Genomic DNA, 17149 nt, shown 5'->3' on the forward strand with positions numbered 1-17149 from the left:
GGATGGGTGCACCGCGATCCTCGAGGGAGACGAACCAGACATGCCCAGAGCACTGCTGCTGGAGAACATCGACCCGGTGGCGGTGGAGCTGCTGACCTCGGCGGGTTTCGACGTCGAGTCGCAGAAGGGGGCGCTGGACGAGGCCGACCTGATCGCCGCGCTGGACGGCATCGACCTCCTCGGCATCCGGTCCAAGACGCAGGTCACCGCGGATGTGCTCGCGCACCGGCCGCAGCTGACCGCGGTGGGCGCCTTCTGCATCGGCGTCAACCAGATCGACCTCCCGGCAGCCGCCGCGGCCGGCGTGGCGGTGTTCAACGCGCCCTACTCGAACACCCGCAGCGTCGTCGAGCTGGCCATCGCGGAGATCATCAGCCTCGCCCGGCGGCTGACCGACCGCGACCGTGCGTTGCACGCCGGCGTCTGGGACAAGTCGGCCACCGGCAGCCACGAGATCCGGGGCCGGACGCTGGGCATCGTGGGCTACGGGAACATCGGCAGCCAGCTGTCGGTGCTGGCCGAGTCCCTGGGTATGCGGGTCCTCTACTACGACCTCGACGAGAAGCTGGCGCTGGGCAACGCCGAGGTGTGCCGCAGCCTCGAGGAGCTGCTCGAGCGGGCGGAGACCGTGACGCTGCACGTCGACGGCCGGGCCGGGAACGCCGGCCTGTTCGGTGCCGAGCAGTTCGCGCGGATGCGCCCGCGCAGCCTGTTTCTCAACCTCTCCCGCGGCTTCCTCGTCGACCACGAGGCCCTGCGCGACCACATCCTGAGCGGTCACATCGCCGGCGCCGCCGTCGACGTGTTCCCCGAGGAGCCGAAGAAGCAGGGCGACGAGTTCACCTCGGTGCTGCGCGGGCTGCCCAACGTCATCCTCACCCCGCACGTCGGCGGGTCGACGCAGGAGGCGCAGTACGACATCGGGCGGTTCGTCGCCGGGAAGCTGGCCGACTACACCCGCGCCGGGACGACGACGCTCAGCGTGAGCCTGCCCGCGGTGGCCCTGCACGGCTCCTCGGCGGCCCGCTTCGCCCTGCTGCACCGCAACGTGCCCGGGGTCCTGGCCCGGGTCGACGCGCTGGTCGGCGAGCACGGCCTGAACGTGGACGGCCAGGTGCTCGCCACCCGCGGTGAGCTCGGCTACGTCGTCACCGACGTCAACGGCGAGCTGCCCCCGGCGCTGCTGGCCGCCCTGGCCGGGCTGCCCGAGACGGTCCGCCTGCTGACCTTCCCCCCGCCCGCCTGAGCGAGGGCCTCACGCCCAGCGGTCGAGGAATTCGATCGCGGCCGCGTCGACGTCGGCCGGGTGCGAGGCGCTCAGGAAGTGCCGGCCCCCCTCGACGACGCGCAGCTCGGCACCGGGGCTGCTGACGAAGAGCGCGATCTCCTCCTCCGCGTTGGCCACCGAGTAGACGGTGTCGGCGGTGCCGTGCATCCAGAGCACCGGGCACCGGACGCCGTACAGCCGGTCGTGCAGGCCGTCGCGGGCGCTCAGGTTGACGGTGGCGAGGCGCAGCCGCTCCCGGCCGGCGTCGCCGGCGTAGTTCCGCTGGTGCGTCTCGTGCCAGAAGGCCCGCTCGTCGGCGGACACGTCCTCGCCGAGGCCCTCGGCGAGGACGGCGTCGACCAGCTCGGTCGGGATCGTCCAGTCCTCGCCGACGGGGTCGGCCAGCGCCCCGAGGGCCGGTGCGCAGAAGCCGACGCCGTCCCAGCAGCCGAGGTTGCGGCTGCGCGGGCTCTCGAAGTCCATCGACGTGCCGAGCGGGATGATGCCCCGCACGGTGCCCGGGGCGAGCATCGCCATGCGGGCCGCGATCCACCCGCCCTGCGACGTGCCGAGGACGAAGGCCTCGGGAATGCCCAGCGCGTCCAGCACCTGCAGGTTCGCGATCGCCGAGTCCCAGTAGGTGAACTGGTCGTAGGAGGCGCGGGTCCGGCCGTGGCCGTACGGCTCGATCGCGAGCAGGTTGGCCGCGGACGCGAGGGCGTCGTCGGCGAACTGGGGGCGGTACAGGTCGACGGTCGTGGTGAACGAGTTGACCAGGACCAGCGTCGGGAGCGAGGCGTCGTAGGGCCGGGCGAACCGCTGGCCGACGGTGGAGGAGCCCAGGTGCGGCACCGGAATGGTCTCTGCGCTGCTCATGCGTCCTCCGGGTGCTCGCGGCCGGCGCGCGGCGGGAGCCGGAGCCGGGACGGTGCGGCCATCGTGGCCCCGGTCCACACCCCGGTCAAACGGCAGAGGCGCCGGTCCCGGCGGACGGGTCACCCCGTCCGGCCCGCCGGTCCCGGCGGACGGGTCACCCCGTCCGGCCGTGCGTGCCGACCCACTCCGCGGCGAGGTCGCGGGCCCGGCCCAGCGGGTCGCCGACGGGCAGGCTCGGTGTCGTGGCGGCACGGGCGAACCGGTTCATCGCGCCGTCGTAGAGCAGCAGCAGCGTGGCCGCCGCATCCTCCGGGTCGGCGAGGCCGGCGTCCGCCGCGAGGTCGCGCAGCCGGTCCACGAGCAGGCGGGTGTCGGCCTCCAGCCACCGTTGCCCCGGGTGGTCGGCCGGCAGCTCGGTGCCCGCGGCCAGGAACGCGCAGCCGCGCCGGTTGCCCGCCCGGGACCGGTACCGGGCGACCGCGTCGAAGAGCGACAGCAGCCGGTCGACCGGGTCGTCGCGCTCGGCCAGCACGTCGTCCCAGGTCCGCCGCCACGTCTCGTGGCGTCGCTCGAGGTAGGCCGCCACCAGGGCGTCCTTGCCGGCGAAGTGCGCGTACATCGTGGCGGGGGAGACGCCGGCGCGGGCCAGGACCGCATCGACGCCGGTGGCGGCGATGCCCGATTCGTAGAAGAGTTCGCCGGCCGCCGCCAGCAGCCGCTCGGGGGCCGGTGGAGTGGCGGACGCCGTCGTCATCGCCCTATCGTAACGACCGTTATGCCGAAACGATCGTTACGTCCCGATACCGAGCTCCCGCCGACCGCCGCCCTCGTCGTCCCCGGGCTGGCCGTCATCGCGGTCACCTACGGCCTGGCCCGCTACGGCTACGGCCTCTACCTGCCCCAGTTCCGGACGGCGTTCGGGCTCTCGGCGGGCACGGCCGGCGCGGTCGCCGCGGGCAGCTACCTCGGCTACTGCGCCGCCGCCGTCGTGGCGAGCGGGCTCGTCGGGACGGGGCGCGCCCGCCGGGCCCTGTGGGTGGCCGGTGGCAGCGCGGCGCTCGGCTCGCTGCTCGTGGCCGTCGCCTGGAACGGCTGGTCCCTCGCCGCCGGAGCACTGATCGCCGGGAGCGGCGCGGGCGCCGCCACCCCGGCGCTGGTCGCCGCCGTGGCGGGAACCGTCGTGCTCCCGGAGCAGGCGCGGGCTCAGGGACTGGTGAACAGCGGCACCGGGGCCGGCGTGGTCGTCGGCGGCCTGCTGGTGCTGTCGATCCCCGAAGCCTGGCGCTGGTCGTGGGCCGGGTTCGCCGTCGTGGCGCTCCTGGCCACCGCGTGGGCGGACCGCCGGACCCGGTGGGCTTCGGTGCCGGACGGTCCGGGCGGGAGCGGGCTGCTCGGCCCGGAGGGGCGCGCGCAGATCGGGCGGCTCGGCCGCCCGCTGGTCGCCGCCCTGCTCGCCGGCGCCGGCTGCGCCGGTGTCTGGACGTTCGCTCGGGACCTGCTCACCACCGACGGGGGCCTCTCCGCGGCGGTCACCGGCCTGCTGTGGTGCCTGCTCGGTGCCGCCGGACTGGTGGGTGGCCTCAGCGGGGTGCTGGTCCGGCGGGTCGGCCTGCGGGCCGCGTGGCGGGGCACCGTGGTGGCGGCCGCCGCCGGCACGGCGCTGCTGGGTGCACTGCCCGGGTCCGTCGTCCCCGCGGCGCTGGCCCTGGCCTGCTTCGGCAGTGCCTTCGTCGCCCTCAGCGGCGTGCTGATCGCCTGGGGTGCGCACCGGACGCCCGACGTCGCGGCCGCCGCGGCGGCCATCCTGTTCATCGGGCTCACCGTCGGTCAGGCCGTCGGGTCGGTCGCGCTCGGCCTGGCCACCGGGGCCGCCGGCGCGCCGGCGGCCTTCCTCGCCGCGGCCGCGCTCCTGGTGGTCTCCGCGGCCGCGGCCGAGCCCCGAGAGGGCCCCTGAGCCGCCGCCCGGGGGCAGCGCGGCACACTGGCCGGGGCCGGCCGCCGGAGCCGGCCGGGGTTCGCGGACCGACCGGACGCGACCGATCGAGGAGGCTCCCATCCCCACCGACCGGATCCTGGCGGACGCGACGCGGATCGCCGACCTCCTGATCGACGTCCAGACCCGGGTCAACACCCAGATCGACGCCACGCTGACCGACCTGCTCCCGGACGTCCGGCAGCGGCTGGGGCTCGGGCCGGCCGGCCCCGTCGACCTCGGGGGGCTGGTGAACACCCGCATCACCGGGCTCAGCGTCGTCGTCACGCCCGCCTCGGTGGCCACCGTCGTCCCGATCCCGGCGGCCTCGGCCGCGACGACGCGGGCCGGCCGCCGGGCGGCCACCGCCATCGTGACCGGTGCCGACGACCGGCTGGCCGTCATCGCCGGCCCCTGCTCCATCCACGACCCGGCCGCCGCGCTGGAGTACGCCGCCTTCCTCGCCCGCATGCGGGACCGGCACGGTGACCACCTCGAGATCCTCATGCGGACCTACACCGAGAAGCCGCGGACCGAGGTCGACTGGAAGGGGTTCGCCTACGACCCCTTCCTCGACGGTTCCAGCCGGATCAGCGTCGGGCTGGTCGCCACCCGCATGCTCATGTGCGCCATCGCCGAGCTGGGCGTCCCCGTGGCGGCCGAGCCGCTCAACGCGCTGACGCCGCAGTACGTCGACGGGCTGATCACCTACAACGGCGTCGGTGCGCGCAACGTCACCGACCAGACGGCCCGGGAACGGGTGTCCGGGTTCTCCTCGGTCGTCGGCTTCAAGAACTCCCCGGAGGGCAGCATCGACGCCGCGATCCAGGCGATCGTGGCCGCACGGGCACCGCACGAGTTCCTGGGTGTCGACCACCACGGCGTCAGCGCCCAGCTGTCCACGACGGGCAACGACACCGGCCACGTGATCCTGCGGGGTGACCGGTCCGGGCCGAACTACTCCGCCGAGCACGTCGCCGCGACGACGCGGAAGCTGGCCGCACGGGGCCTGCCGGAGGTCGTCGTGGTCGACGCCTCGCACGGCAACAGCCAGAAGGACCACCGGCGCCAGCTCGACGTGGTGCGTGACCTCGCCGGGCAGGTCGCGGACGGACAGCGGGCGATCCGCGGGGTGATGGTGGAGAGCAACCTCGTCGCAGGGCGGCAGGACCTCGACCAGAGCCACCCCGAGCGGCTGACCTACGGCTGCAGCGTCACCGATGCGTGCGTCGACCTCGACACCACCGAGGTGATGTTCGCCGAGCTCGCGGCAGCCACCCGAGCCCGGCGCGAGGTCCTCGCGCGGGCCTGAGCGGATCGACGTCGGGGCCGGGTCGCGGGGCGAGCCCGCCACGGCCCCCGTCGGAGCGTGCCGGCGCCCGACTGGTCGGCTCGGCCGGTGAGCGAGGCCGACCGCCCCCTGGGAGGCGCGGCGAGCTGTGCGCCGCGCAGACCGACGACGGCTGCCGTTCCCGCACGGTTCGGCAGGAATTCTCCGGCCGTCGGCAGAAAAGCGGAGACAGCGGCTCCGTTTGTGCTCTAGGTTCCTCCGTGAAGCGGAGAGCATGTCTCCGCATCGGATCGGAGGAATCATGACCCAGACCCTGGCCGGACCGCCACCTCCACCGGAGGCCGCCGTCCGGGCGGTCCTGCCCGTCGTCCGCCATGACCGGAGGTGGTGGGCCCTCGTCGTGCTCGGGATCGCCCAGCTGATGGTCGTGCTGGACGCGACCGTGGTGACCATCGCGCTGCCCGCCGCCCAGGCCGACCTCGGCTTCCTCGACGCGGACCGCCAGTGGGTGGTGACCGCCTACGCACTGGCGTTCGGCAGCCTGCTGCTCATCGGCGGCCGGGTGGCCGACCTCTTCGGCCGCAAGCGGGTGTTCCTCGTCGGGCTGGCCGGCTTCGCCGTCGCCTCCGCCGCCGGGGGTGCGGCCGTCAGCTTCGAGATGCTGGTCGCGGCGCGCGCCGGGCAGGGCGTCTTCGGGGCGCTGCTCGCCCCGGCCGCGCTCTCCCTGCTGACGACGACGTTCACGGAGCCGCGGGAGCGCGCCCGGGCCTTCGGGATCTTCGGCGGGATCGCCGGTGCCGGCGCCTCGATCGGGCTGCTGCTCGGCGGCGTCCTCACCGAGTACGCGTCCTGGCGCTGGACCATGTACGTGAACCTCTTCTTCGCGGCGGCGGCCATCGCGGGCGCGGCGGTCCTCATGGCGCACCGCCCCTCCGAGCACCGCCCGCGGCTCGACCTGCCCGGCACGGTGCTGGTCCCCGCCGGTCTGTTCGCCCTGGTCTTCGGCTTCTCCCGCGCGGAGAGCGACGGCTGGTCCGACGGCGGCACGGTGGCGCTGCTGGTCACCGCCGCGGTGCTGCTGGTGTCCTTCGTCGTCCTGGAGTCGCGGGTGGCCGCCCCGCTGCTGCCCCTGCGGGTCGTGCTGGACGGCAACCGGGGCGGTTCCTACCTGGCCATGCTGACTGCGTCGGCCGGCATGTTCGCCGTCTTCCTCTTCCTCACCTACTACCTGGTGACCGTCCTCGGCTACACCGCCGTCGGGGCGGGCGTGGCGTTCCTCCCGGTCACCGGCGCGCTGGTCCTCACCGCGGGCGCCTCGAGCGTGCTGCTGGTGCCGCGGGTGTCGCCCCGGCTGCTCGTGCCCGGCGGCATGCTGGTGTCGGCGCTCGGCATGGTGGTTCTCACCCGGATCGGCATCGAGTCGGCCTACACCTCGACGATCCTGCCCGGCATCCTGCTGATCGGCGTCGGCCTCGGGCTGGTCTTCGCCTCGGCGCTGAACCTGGGGACGGCCGGCGTCGACGAGCGCGACGCGGGTGTCGCCTCGGCGATGATCAACACGACCCAGCAGGTGGGCGGCGCCATAGGTGCCGCGCTGCTCAACACGATCGCGGCGACCGCCGCCGCCGACTGGGTCGCCGGGCACGCCGCGGGCCCGACGCTGGTGGCCGAGGCGGCCGTGCACAGCTACGCCACGGCCTTCTGGTGGGCCGCGGCCATCTTCGCCACCGGGGCGGCGCTCTCCGGCCTGCTCATCCGGCCGGGTGTGCCGCAGGTCGAGGAGGGGGCCCCGGTCGTGGCACTCTGAACGGCGACGACGCGAGGCCAGGGTGACATCCTGGGTACGAGCTGCACCGGCGCAGCGGACGGAGGACCCGGCGTGACCAGCACCTCGGAGACCTCGGCCCGGCCGCTGCGCCGCGACGCCGCCCGCAACCGCGAGCTGCTGCTCGCCGCGGCCCGCGACGTGTTCGCCCGCCGCGGGCTGGAGGCCACGCTGGACGACGTGGCCCGCGAGGCCGGCGTCGGGGTCGGCACGGCCTACCGGCACTTCGCCAACAAGCACGAGCTGGCCTCCGCGGTGCTGGACGAGGTGTTCGCGACGATGTCCGCACACGCCGATGCGGCGCTGGCCGACGAGGACGCGTGGCGCGGGCTGGTGGGCTTCCTCGAGTCCGCGATGGACCTGCAGAGCGTCAACCGCGGCCTGCGGGAGGTGCTGATGAGCAGCACCGACCCGCGCAACCTGCAGCAGCTGCAGGACCGCCTGATGGAGCCGTTCGTCGCCCTGGTCGAGCGCGCCCAGGCCGCGGGGGAGGTCCGCGCCGACGTCACCATGGCGGACTTCGCGCTGCTGACCGTGATGCTCTGCGCGGTCGCCGACCTGACCGAGGGGACCGCCCCCACCGTGTGGCGGCGCTTCCTCGCGCTGCTCCTCCCCGGCCTGCGCCCCGGCGGGCCGAGTCTCCCGAGCGACGGCCTGACCGCTGCGCAGCTCACGGCCGCGACCTTCACGCGCTGCCAGCGGATGTCCGGCGGCGGCCCGGCCTGACCCCTCGGTCGACCCCGGGAATGCGCACTCGACGCCGGGCCCTGCGCCCTCACCCGTGCGCGGGAGGCCGCTCACGTCGCCGTGGCGACGGGCCGATACCGGTTTCTCGGGGTGGCCTGATCGCGCTGCCGAGGGGAGGGTGGGAGCAATGGAGGGAACAGCGATGCTCCGCCGGCGGCGCCTGGGCCGGCTGCGGGCGGCGGGACTGGCCGTCGGGATCGGGCTGCTCGTCGTCCCCGGCACCGCATCGGCGGCTCCGGGGGACGAGGTCGGTGCCGTGGCGCAGGACGCCGAGGACGCCGCCGCCGAGGTGAGCCGGCTCCTGGAGCAGACGGGCGCCGCGCAGGCCGCCGCCGACGAGGCGGACGCCCGCGCCGCACGGGCCGAGGACGAGCTGGCGGCGATGCGGCAGGCCTCGGCCGATGCGCGGGCCGAGGCCCGGGGAGCGGCCGACGCGGCGCAGCGGGCGCAGGCGGAGCTCGCCGCCGCCCGGGATGCCGTCGCCCGGTTCGCCCGCTCCAGCTACATGAGCGGGTCCTCGTCGCCGCTGCTCGAGGGCCTGCTCACCGCCGACGGCCCGGCGCAGATGATGGAGCGCGCCGCCCTCCTCGCCGCGGCGGGCGACCACCGCGGCAGCGCCGTGGCCGGCGCGGCGAACGCCCGGCAGCGCGCCGTCGAGGCACGGACCGCCGCCCAGCGCGCGGTGACGGAGGCCGACCGGCTGCAGCAGGCGGCCCGGGCCGCGGTCGAGGCGGCCGCGGACGCCCGGGCGGAGGCCGACCGGGTGGTGGCCGGGCTCCGGGAGCAGCAGGCCGCCGCCGAGCAGGAACTCGCCCAGGTGCGGGCCGCGCTGCTGGACCTGCAGCAGCAGCGGGACGCCGCCGAACGGGCCTCCCGGGCGTCGTCCCCGCCGCCGGCCTCCCCGCCGCCGTCCGGCGGCACGAGCTCCCCGGCGCCCCCACCCGTTTCCTCGGCGCGGAACTGGGACGCGGTCGCGCAGTGCGAGTCCGGCGGCAACTGGAGCATCAACACCGGCAACGGCTACTACGGCGGTCTGCAGTTCAGCTCCTCCACCTGGCTCGGATACGGCGGGGGCAGCTACGCACCGCGGGCGGACCTGGCCACCCGCGAGCAGCAGATCGCCGTCGCGGAGAAGGTCCTGGCCGGCCAGGGGCGGGGCGCGTGGCCCACCTGCGGCCGGAACCTCTGAGCCGGGCGGCCGGGCGCGTCAGGCCAGAACGGTGCCCGCCGGCATGCCGCCGCGGATGCCGCGGGCCAGCTCGTCGTCGCGGGGTGGCCCGGTCCACTCGACCATGAGGAGCGACGCGTCGTCCGTGGTCCGGCCGCCGCGGCCACGCAGCAGCGACTGCGACAGCAACCGGACCGTCTCGGCGGGCGGCAGGCCGTGCACCGCGTTGTCCTCGATGAACTCACGGAGCCGTTGCTCGCCGAACTGGGCACCGTCCGCCAGCCGTTCCTCCACCACGCCGTCGGTGAAGACGAGCACCCGGTCGCGCCGACGCAGGCGGGTCGTGTGGACGTGCGGCGTGCCGTCGCCCAGGCCGACGGGGCGGCTGACCGGCCCGGTCAGCTCCTCGACGACGCGGCCGTCGCGGATGAGCAGGCCCGCGGGGTGCCCGGCGTTGATCCAGGTGAGCACGCCGGAAGTGGTGTCGAGGCGTCCGATCAGGGCCGTCGCGAAGCGGCCCGGGAAGGACGTGGCCATCACCGAGTCCATCTCGGCGTACATGTCGGGCAGGTCGTTGCCGTTCACCCGGCCGTGCCGGTAGGCGGCGATGAGCAGGGTCGCCATCGTCGCCGCCTCCACCCCGTGGCCCATCGCATCGAAGACCGCCAGGTGCAGCGTGTTCTCGTCGAGGGAGTAGTCGAAGCTGTCGCCGCCGACGTCGTAGGCCGGTTCCAGCGCCCCTGCGAGCGCGAGGTCGGGGGTGGTCATGACCAGCGGCGGCAGCATCTGCCACTGCAGGTGGGCCGACAGGCTCATGGGGGAGGTCATCCGCGTCCGGGCGAAGGTGTCGGTGTAGCCGGACTTGGTGACGACGAGGTCGGCGGTGAGGCCGGCGATCCGCTGGGCGAGGCGCCGGTCGTTGTCGTCGGCACGGGGCAGGGTCAGTCCCAGGACCCCGACCCGGTCGGACCCGTCGAGCATGGGCACGAACATCCGGACGGCGCCGTCGGGCTGGGGGACCTCGCACGGGCTGTCGGTCCGGAACGCGTTCCCCGCGGGACTGGAGTCGATCGGCTCCGGGGATCCGACCAGCCCCTCGCCCTGCAGCGGCCGGAGGACGGCGTGCTCGAAGTCCTGGAGGTAGATCGCGACGTCGCGGCCACCCATGGCCGCGATCTCCTGGGAGACCAGCGGACCGACGAGCCGGGGCGGCATCAGGTGGGCCCGGTCGAGAAGTGAGCCGAGGAGGCGCTCGCCGAGGCTCTCCTCGCGCTTCCGGCCGTCGGGGTCGGCGAAGCCCAGCCCGGTGAGGGAACCGGTGGCCGAGCCCGGTGCATACGTCGTCGACCCTGCGTCGTCCTGCGTCATCCCTCGCCCACGGCTCGCGGCCGCGACACCGCGACCCGGGTGACTCTTCCGGGGCCGAGCGCGCATTGCAAGGTCCGGTGACGGCCGGCACGGCGAACGCGTCGGACGCGGCGGCGGGGGCCACGCGTTAGGTTCGGTGCAGCAGGGGACGTCGGCGGCGAGGAGGGCACGTGGGCAGATCGGTGCTGGTGACCGGCGGCAACCGGGGGATCGGGCTGGCCATCGCCCGCTCGTTCGCCGAGCAGGGCGACGCGGTGGCGGTGACCCACCGCGGCAGCGGCGCCCCCGAGGGGCTGTTCGGCGTGCAGTGCGACGTCACCAGCGCCGAGGACGTCGACCGCGCCTTCGGCGAGATCGAGGAGCACCAGGGGCCGGTCGAGGTGCTGGTCAGCAACGCCGGCATCACCCGTGACGGGCTGCTGATGCGGATGAAGGAGGACGACTTCACCGACGTCCTCGACGCCAACCTCACCGCCGCCTACCGGGTGTCCAAGCGGGCCGCCGCGAAGATGGTCCGGGCTCGCTCGGGCCGGATGGTCTTCGTGTCGTCGGTCGTGGGGCTGCTGGGCTCGGCCGGCCAGACCAACTACGCGGCCAGCAAGGCCGGGCTCGTCGGCCTGGCCCGCTCGATCGCCCGCGAGCTCGGCAGCCGTGGCATCACCGCGAACGTCGTCGCCCCCGGCTTCGTCGAGACCGACATGACCGCGGAACTGCCGGAGAAGCGGCAGCAGGAGATCCTGGGGCAGGTGCCACTGGGCCGGTACGCCTCCACGGACGAGATCGCCGGCGTCGTGCGCTTCCTGGCCAGCGACGCGGCGGGCTACATCACCGGGGCCGTCGTCCCGGTCGACGGCGGACTGGGGATGGGGCACTGATGGGGATGGCCGAAACCGGGATCCTGGCCGGCAAGAGCGTGTTGGTGACCGGCGTGCTGACGGAGGCGTCGATCGCCTACGCGACCGCCCGGATCGCCCAGGAGCAGGGCGCGACCGTCGTGCTCTCCAACTTCGGCCGGGCCCTGTCGCTGTGCCAGCGGATCGCCAAGCGGCTGCCGCAGGAGGCGGGCGTCGTCGAGCTCGACGTCACCGACCCGGAGCACCTCGCGACGCTGGCCGACCGGCTCCGCGAGCAGGGCGTCGACGCCCTCGACGGCGTCGTGCACTCGATCGGCTTCGCGCCGCAGGAGGCGATGGGCGAGGGCTTCCCCGAGGTCGCCTGGGAGCACGCCGCGACGGCGTTCCAGGTGTCGGCGTGGTCCTACGCCTCGCTCACCCAGGCCTGCCGGCCGCTGCTGGCCAACCCCTCCTCGGTCGTGGGCCTCACCTTCGACGCGTCCGTCGCCTGGCCCGTCTACGGCTGGATGGGGGCGGCCAAGGCGGCGCTGGAGTCCACCTCCCGCTACGTGGCCCGCGAGCTCGGCCCCGAGGGCGTGCGGAGCAACATCGTCGCCGCCGGCCCGTTGCGCAGCATGGCGATGAAGTCCATCCCGGGCAGCGCGCAGTTCGAGGAGGCCTGGGAGGGGCGCGCCCCGCTCGGTTGGTCGGTCACCGACACCGAGCCCGCCGGGAAGGCCGTCGTCGCCCTGCTGTCGGACTGGTTCCCCGCCACCACCGGCGAGATCGTGCACGTCGACGGAGGGTTCCACGCCGTCGGCGTGTGAACGGTCATGGAGCCACGCCGTGGGCGTGTGAGCGCATCCGTCCGACCACCTCAGGAAGAAGAAGCACCGTGCCCCGCGCAACCGTCGACATCACGCCCGCAGGTCAGCGACCGGACGAGGATCCCTCGCTCGCCGTCCGCAACAACGGCGGTGCCGAACCCTCCACCGAGCCGGCCCCCGCCGGGCGCCGCGAGGCGCTGCTCGTCCTCTCCTTCGGCGGGCCCGAGGGGCACGACGACGTGATGCCGTTCCTCGAGAACGTCACCCGCGGTCGCGGCATCCCGCGGGAGCGGCTGGAGGAGGTGGCCGAGCACTACCACCACTTCGGCGGCGTGAGCCCGATCAACGACCAGAACAAGGCGCTGATCGCGGCGGTCGAGAAGGAGCTGGCGGCCGCCGGGATCGACCTGCCGGTCTACTGGGGCAACCGCAACTGGGCGCCCTACGTCGAGGACACCTGGGCGCAGCTGGCGGAGGACGGCATCGAGCACGTCTACGTCTTCGCGACCTCGGCCTACGCCTCCTTCTCCGGGTGCCGGCAGTACCACGAGGACATCGCCCGGGCGCGGGTGTCCTACGGCGGGGGCCCGACGGCGGAGAAGCTGCCGCACTACTTCGACACCCCCGGCTTCGTGCAGGCCAACGCCGACGCGCTGGCGGCGGCCCTCGCCTCGCTGCCGGAGGACGTGCGGAGCACCGCCCGGCTCGTCGCAACGGCGCACAGCATCCCGGACAGCATGGCCGCCGTCGCCGGGCCGGACGGCCACGCCTACGAGGCGGAGCTGCTGGCCGCCGCCGAGCGGGTGGTCGCCGAGGCGGCGCCGGGCCGGCCGTTCGACCTCGTCTGGCAGAGCCGCAGCGGCCCCCCGTCGGTGCCCTGGCTGGAGCCGGACGTCAACGACCACCTGCGCGCGCTGGCGGCCGCCGGCGAGCACGCCGTCGTCCTCTTCCCGGTCGGCTTCATCAGCGACCACCTCGAGGTCATCTGGGACCTGGACAACGAGGCCAGGGAGACCGCAGAGGAGGTCGGGCTGGCCTTCGCCCGCGCCGCGACGGCCGGGACCCACCCGGCCTTCGTGGAGTCGGTCCGGATGCTGCTGCAGGAGCGGCGCGCCGGGGGCCTGCCGCGGCTGGGCACCAACTGCCCGGCGTCCTGCTGCTTCGTGCCACCGCGACCGGCCCGTCCCGCATCGAGCTGATCATCGGCGGCTGACTCCGCGGCCCGCGGAGTCAGCCGGACGACGGCGATCATCGTGGGGGTGGGCGGTCAGGCGGTGGCGCTGAGTGCCGCACCCCAGTGGGTGTCGACGTCGAGCACGCTGGGCAGCCGGTGCAGGCGGGTCGCGAGCAGCGCGAGCCGCTCGGGGTCGGTGATCAGGTCTAGCCGGAGGGCCCAGCGGCCGGCGCCGGCCTCCTCGGCCTCGAAGCGGGTGAACGCGTGCCGGCGTCCGGCCAGCAGGGTCAGGACCCGTTGGACGCCGTCGACGTCGGTGACGGTGATGTGCAGTCGTGCGGCGTTAGGGATGTGTCCGTGGCGGGGGAACATGGTGCCTCCGAGCCTGGGCAGGCTCTGGTCCGAGTCGGGGCGCCCTCGAGAGCGTTGCTCACGGACCCGCCGGCTCGAGAATCATCCGCCGACGAGCCCGCACCTAATCAGTCGCCCGGCCACGGCGACAGGCTAGGTCCGGAGCCGGCGATCGGCAAGCCCGGCGGCACGCAGGTGGGTCATGCCCGCCACACGGGCGCGACGTCCCGGTAGTAGCGGCGCCCGAAGGTGCGGGCCAGCACGACCACCACCGGTGCGGGGACCGCGGTCCGGAGGAAGGCGCGGTGTTCGTCGCTGATGCCGTCGGTCAGCCAGGCGAAGAACCGTCCCGCGACCCGGGGCGGCTGGCGGCTCAGCTTCTTCTCGACGGCTTCCCACTCCGGCGTCCCGAGGTGCGGGGTCAGCCGTGGCTCCAGCTCGTTCTCCTCGTGCTGCAGGTGGCGCTCCACCACGAGACGGGTCCGCTCGATGCTCGCCCGGGCGGCCGCGGCGTCGGCGGCCGATCCGCTGCGCGCGACGGTCGCCATGTCGAGCGAGGTCACGGCGAGCGCGTCGGCCATGGCGTGGTGCTCGCCCTCCATGGCCTCGAGGAGCGCCCCGTCGACGCCCACCCGGGCCAGCATCGGCCAGATGTGGGTGTCCTCGCCCTCGTGGTGGTGGGTGAGCTCCGTCCGGAGGTTCGCGAAGGCCCGTTCCAGGGCCCGGGCGCGGTCCCGGTCCCCGTCCTGCATCCTGCCGAGCGCGGTCGACAGGCGCTCGAGGTCGCGGCGGACGGCGGCGTGGATCACGCGGTTCATGGTCAGGGGCGGCCCGGTCATGCCCGGCGACGCTAGCGACGCCCGCCCTACCGCGGAACGGCGTTGAACGCGGCGGTGACCGCCTCGCGGACGGCCGTGGCCAGCGGACGCAGCGCCTCGTCCCGGGCGGCCGCCTGGGCGTGGTTCACCGCGGCACCCGGTGCGTCCGCCGTCGCGAGGTCGAGCACCGTGGCCAGCCGCCGGGCCCGGACGAGCACCGACAGGGCCAGCGGCTCGTGGTCGCCGGGCAGCTCCGGCGCCCGGGCCGTGGCCGGGTCGGACAGCCGCGCGGGCACCTCCGGGTTCCACTTCGCCACGTCGAGCCCGGCGAGGATCCGGGCGGCGTCCGCGACGGCGAGGTCGAGCGCGCCGGACACCGCCCGGAGGTTCCCCTCCGGTGGGGGCGGGACCGGGGGTGCGCCGGCCAGCGGGAACGCCGTCCACTGGACCACCTCGGGCCCGAGCGGCTCGGGCACCAGCACGAGGTGCTCGCCCACGGCCGCCTGCCCGGACTCGAGGGCCAGGGGAGCGAGCCCCGGCACCCGGGGCAGCCCCCGGACGTCGCCGGCCACGGGGAGCACCAGACGGAATCGGCGCTCGCCGAGGCCGCGCAGCTCGGTCAGCGCCCGGCCCAGGGACACCGCCTCCCCGGTGCCCGGCACGCCGGCCACGCGGTGGGCACTGGTCCCGGAGAGCGCGTCCAGGGCCTGGTCGTAGGAGGTGCGGCCGCTGAGCCAGGCCGTGGCCCAGACGGCGAACCGGCCGGCAGGGAAGTCGTGCACCTCCCGAGGCTAGAACGGCCCGCCGTCCGGGTGGCCGGGGGCCGCCGGCCTTCTCCCACGGAGGGCGCCGGTTCTGCGAGACTCCGGACATGGCTGCGTGGTTGCTCTGGCTCATCGCCGCCGGCCTGTTCGCGGCCGGCGAGGTGGTGAGCCTGGATCTGGTGCTGTTGATGTTCGCCGGCGGAGCCCTGGGTGGCATGACCGTCGCGCTGCTCGGCGGCGCCACGGTGCTGCAGCTCGTCGCGTTCATCGCCGTGTCCGGTGTGCTGCTGGCACTGGTGCGGCCCATCGCGCAGCGCCACCTGACCGAACGCAGCCCGCTGCAGCTCGACGGCGTCGACACGCTCATCGGACGGACCGCGAAGGTCACCCAGGACGTGGACGTCTCGGGTGGCCGCATCCGGATGGGGGCCGACGAGTGGACCGCCCGCAGCCAGCACAGCGGGGAGTCCTTCGCCGTCGGCGCGACCGTCCGCATCCTGCAGGTCGAGGGCGCCACGGCCGTCGTCGGCGACGCGCTGGAGTGAGATCGCGCCACGGGTGCTGACCTGGGGGGACACGGCGGGGGAGGATCGACGGTGACCCCCGACGAAGGGAGACCGCTGTGGATGCGGCACTCATCGCACTGATCGTCGTCGCGCTGCTGGTGATCGTCGTGCTGGCCAAGAGCGTGACGATCGTTCCCCAGGCCCAGGCGAAGGTGATCGAACGACTCGGCCGCTACAGCCGGACGCTCTCGCCCGGGCTATCGCTCCTGGTGCCGTTCGTCGACCGCGTGCGCGCCACGGTGGACCTGCGCGAGCAGGTCATCTCCTTCCCGCCGCAGCCGGTGATCACCTCCGACAACCTGCAGGTCGGGATCGACACCGTCCTCTACTTCCAGGTGACCGACCCGCGGCTGGCCGTCTACGGCATCGCGAACTACATCACCGGCATGGAGCAGCTGACCACCACGACGCTGCGCAACGTCGTCGGCGGGTTGAACCTGGAGGAAGCGCTGACCGGCCGCGACGGCATCAACAGCCAGCTGCGCGGGGTCCTCGACGGGACGACCGGACCGTGGGGCCTGCGGGTGGCGCGGGTGGAGATCAAGGCGATCGACCCGCCGCCGTCGATCCAGGACTCGATGGAGAAGCAGATGCGCGCCGACCGTGACAAGCGCGCGATCATCTTGACCGCCGAGGGCGCCCGGCAGTCGGCGATCACCACGGCCGAGGGTGAGAAGGCGTCGGCCATCCTCTCCGCCGAAGGCAAGAAGCAGGCGGCGATCCTCGAGGCGGAGGCCGAGCGGCAGAGCCGGATCCTGCGGGCCGAGGGTGAGCGGGCCGCGCTGTTCCTGCAGGCGCAGGGCCAGGCGAAGTCGATCGAGACGGTCTTCCAGGCGATCCACGACGGCAAGCCCGACCAGGGGCTGCTGGCCTACCAGTACCTGCAGACGCTGCCGAAGATCGCCCAGGGCGACGCCAACAAGATGTGGATCGTGCCCAGCGAGTTCAGCAAGGCGCTGGAGGGGCTGGCCAACCTCGGCGGCGCCGAGGGCGGCGGGTCGTCCTGGATGGACGTCGAGCCGTCCGGCAACGGTGGCGGCGCCAGGGACGGCGGGCTGGACACCAGCAGCTGGTTCGAGTCGCAGCTGCCGCGCGCGGCCGACCAGCCGGAGGCCAAGATCGAGCTGTCGTCGATCACCGACACCGCCCCGGCGATGCCGACCCCGCCGCCGCTGTCGCAGGTGAAGCAGGACGTGCAGGAATCGGGACCCGCGGCCGACCCGCGCAACCGGGCGGGGAGCGAGGACCCCGACGATCCGGCCGGGCCCCCGCAGCTACCGCCGTCCTGATCGGGTGAACCAC

General features: G+C 74.5%; 17 protein-coding genes. 11 read left to right on the forward strand and 6 right to left on the reverse strand.

Features of this window, described 5'->3' with window-relative positions; all coding sequences use genetic code 11:
* Positions 1-40: 40 nt before the first annotated feature.
* The gene (gene serA, locus BM142_RS21275; RefSeq protein ID WP_092203045.1) at positions 41-1246 is read left to right on the forward strand and encodes a phosphoglycerate dehydrogenase; all 1206 of its coding nucleotides are present in this window, start codon (positions 41-43) and stop codon (positions 1244-1246) included.
* Positions 1247-1255: 9 nt separating this feature from the next.
* Here serA and BM142_RS21280 read toward each other — a convergent pair whose 3' ends face one another.
* Together BM142_RS21280 and BM142_RS21285 are read right to left on the reverse strand one after the other, a co-directional pair.
* Positions 1256-2143 (reverse strand): alpha/beta fold hydrolase, encoded by an 888-nt coding sequence (locus tag BM142_RS21280; protein WP_092203047.1) that lies wholly within the window; start codon positions 2141-2143, stop codon positions 1256-1258.
* Between the two features lie 154 nt (positions 2144-2297).
* Positions 2298-2897, reverse strand: a complete 600-nt coding sequence (locus BM142_RS21285; protein WP_092203049.1) for a TetR/AcrR family transcriptional regulator — start codon at positions 2895-2897, stop codon at positions 2298-2300.
* A gap of 21 nt (positions 2898-2918) precedes the next feature.
* Here BM142_RS21285 and BM142_RS21290 point away from each other — a divergent pair, with 21 nt between their 5' ends.
* From BM142_RS21290 to BM142_RS25545, 5 genes are all read left to right on the forward strand, one after another.
* Positions 2919-4097, forward strand: coding sequence for an MFS transporter (locus BM142_RS21290; protein WP_092203051.1), 1179 nt, complete (start codon positions 2919-2921; stop codon positions 4095-4097).
* A gap of 268 nt (positions 4098-4365) precedes the next feature.
* Positions 4366-5427 carry a 3-deoxy-7-phosphoheptulonate synthase gene (locus BM142_RS21295; RefSeq protein WP_254791125.1) on the forward strand — a complete coding sequence of 354 codons (1062 nt, stop codon included), beginning with the start codon at positions 4366-4368 and terminating at the stop codon, positions 5425-5427.
* Between the two features lie 280 nt (positions 5428-5707).
* Entirely contained in the window at positions 5708-7213 is a 1506-nt protein-coding gene (locus tag BM142_RS21300; protein ID WP_092203052.1) for an MFS transporter, read from the forward strand.
* 72 nt (positions 7214-7285) lie between these two features.
* Positions 7286-7957 carry a TetR/AcrR family transcriptional regulator gene (locus BM142_RS21305; protein WP_092203054.1) on the forward strand — a complete coding sequence of 224 codons (672 nt, stop codon included), beginning with the start codon at positions 7286-7288 and terminating at the stop codon, positions 7955-7957.
* Positions 7958-8105: 148 nt separating this feature from the next.
* Positions 8106-9167 (forward strand): transglycosylase family protein, encoded by a 1062-nt coding sequence (locus tag BM142_RS25545; protein WP_305764379.1) that lies wholly within the window; start codon positions 8106-8108, stop codon positions 9165-9167.
* 18 nt (positions 9168-9185) lie between these two features.
* Here BM142_RS25545 and BM142_RS21315 read toward each other — a convergent pair whose 3' ends face one another.
* A complete protein-coding gene (locus BM142_RS21315) occupies positions 9186-10514 on the reverse strand; it encodes a PP2C family protein-serine/threonine phosphatase (protein ID WP_092203056.1) in 1329 nt (442 codons plus the stop codon).
* 170 nt (positions 10515-10684) lie between these two features.
* Between BM142_RS21315 and fabG the strand changes: the two genes are divergently transcribed.
* The 3 genes from fabG to BM142_RS21330 all read left to right on the forward strand — a co-directional run bounded on the left by fabG (position 10685) and on the right by BM142_RS21330 (position 13373).
* Positions 10685-11389: a beta-ketoacyl-ACP reductase gene (gene fabG / locus BM142_RS21320; protein ID WP_092203058.1), complete on the forward strand. Its 705-nt coding sequence runs from the start codon at positions 10685-10687 to the stop codon at positions 11387-11389.
* The gene (gene fabI / locus BM142_RS21325; protein ID WP_254791126.1) at positions 11389-12174 is read left to right on the forward strand and encodes an enoyl-ACP reductase FabI; all 786 of its coding nucleotides are present in this window, start codon (positions 11389-11391) and stop codon (positions 12172-12174) included. Before fabG ends, fabI begins: the two co-directional genes overlap by 1 nt.
* A 68-nt stretch (positions 12175-12242) precedes the next feature.
* Positions 12243-13373 (forward strand): ferrochelatase, encoded by a 1131-nt coding sequence (locus BM142_RS21330; RefSeq protein ID WP_092203060.1) that lies wholly within the window; start codon positions 12243-12245, stop codon positions 13371-13373.
* A 68-nt stretch (positions 13374-13441) separates the two neighbouring features.
* On the opposite strand, the gene BM142_RS21335 is transcribed toward BM142_RS21330, so the two are convergent.
* From BM142_RS21335 to BM142_RS21345, 3 genes are all read right to left on the reverse strand, one after another.
* On the reverse strand, positions 13442-13720 hold the full coding sequence (locus BM142_RS21335; protein WP_092203062.1) for a hypothetical protein: 279 nt from the start codon (positions 13718-13720) through the stop codon (positions 13442-13444).
* 179 nt (positions 13721-13899) lie between these two features.
* Positions 13900-14538, reverse strand: coding sequence for a hemerythrin domain-containing protein (locus BM142_RS21340; protein WP_092203064.1), 639 nt, complete (start codon positions 14536-14538; stop codon positions 13900-13902).
* Between the two features lie 26 nt (positions 14539-14564).
* Positions 14565-15299, reverse strand: coding sequence for a hypothetical protein (locus BM142_RS21345; protein ID WP_092203066.1), 735 nt, complete (start codon positions 15297-15299; stop codon positions 14565-14567).
* Positions 15300-15388: 89 nt separating this feature from the next.
* Between BM142_RS21345 and BM142_RS21350 the strand changes: the two genes are divergently transcribed.
* Positions 15389-15826: an NfeD family protein gene (locus BM142_RS21350; protein ID WP_092203068.1), complete on the forward strand. Its 438-nt coding sequence runs from the start codon at positions 15389-15391 to the stop codon at positions 15824-15826.
* Between the two features lie 77 nt (positions 15827-15903).
* Positions 15904-17136, forward strand: coding sequence for an SPFH domain-containing protein (locus BM142_RS21355; protein ID WP_254791127.1), 1233 nt, complete (start codon positions 15904-15906; stop codon positions 17134-17136).
* Positions 17137-17149: the final 13 nt, after the last annotated feature.

This window comes from Blastococcus tunisiensis (assembly GCF_900112815.1).
In the GTDB taxonomy this organism is placed as follows: Bacteria; Actinomycetota; Actinomycetes; order Mycobacteriales; family Geodermatophilaceae; genus Blastococcus_B; species Blastococcus_B tunisiensis.

What these genes read in the sequence shown, in the direction of transcription:
- serA (WP_092203045.1), top strand. Translation starts at nt 41, where the DNA reads ATGCCCAGAGCACTGCTGCTGGAGAACATCGACCCGGTGGCGGTGGAG.
- BM142_RS21280 (WP_092203047.1), bottom strand. Translation starts at nt 2,143, where the DNA reads ATGAGCAGCGCAGAGACCATTCCGGTGCCGCACCTGGGCTCCTCCACC.
- BM142_RS21285 (WP_092203049.1), bottom strand. Translation starts at nt 2,897, where the DNA reads ATGACGACGGCGTCCGCCACTCCACCGGCCCCCGAGCGGCTGCTGGCG.
- BM142_RS21290 (WP_092203051.1), top strand. Translation starts at nt 2,919, where the DNA reads ATGCCGAAACGATCGTTACGTCCCGATACCGAGCTCCCGCCGACCGCC.
- BM142_RS21300 (WP_092203052.1), top strand. Translation starts at nt 5,708, where the DNA reads ATGACCCAGACCCTGGCCGGACCGCCACCTCCACCGGAGGCCGCCGTC.
- BM142_RS25545 (WP_305764379.1), top strand. Translation starts at nt 8,106, where the DNA reads ATGGAGGGAACAGCGATGCTCCGCCGGCGGCGCCTGGGCCGGCTGCGG.
- BM142_RS21315 (WP_092203056.1), bottom strand. Translation starts at nt 10,514, where the DNA reads ATGACGCAGGACGACGCAGGGTCGACGACGTATGCACCGGGCTCGGCC.
- fabI (WP_254791126.1), top strand. Translation starts at nt 11,389, where the DNA reads ATGGGGATGGCCGAAACCGGGATCCTGGCCGGCAAGAGCGTGTTGGTG.
- BM142_RS21335 (WP_092203062.1), bottom strand. Translation starts at nt 13,720, where the DNA reads ATGTTCCCCCGCCACGGACACATCCCTAACGCCGCACGACTGCACATC.
- BM142_RS21340 (WP_092203064.1), bottom strand. Translation starts at nt 14,538, where the DNA reads ATGACCGGGCCGCCCCTGACCATGAACCGCGTGATCCACGCCGCCGTC.
- BM142_RS21350 (WP_092203068.1), top strand. Translation starts at nt 15,389, where the DNA reads ATGGCTGCGTGGTTGCTCTGGCTCATCGCCGCCGGCCTGTTCGCGGCC.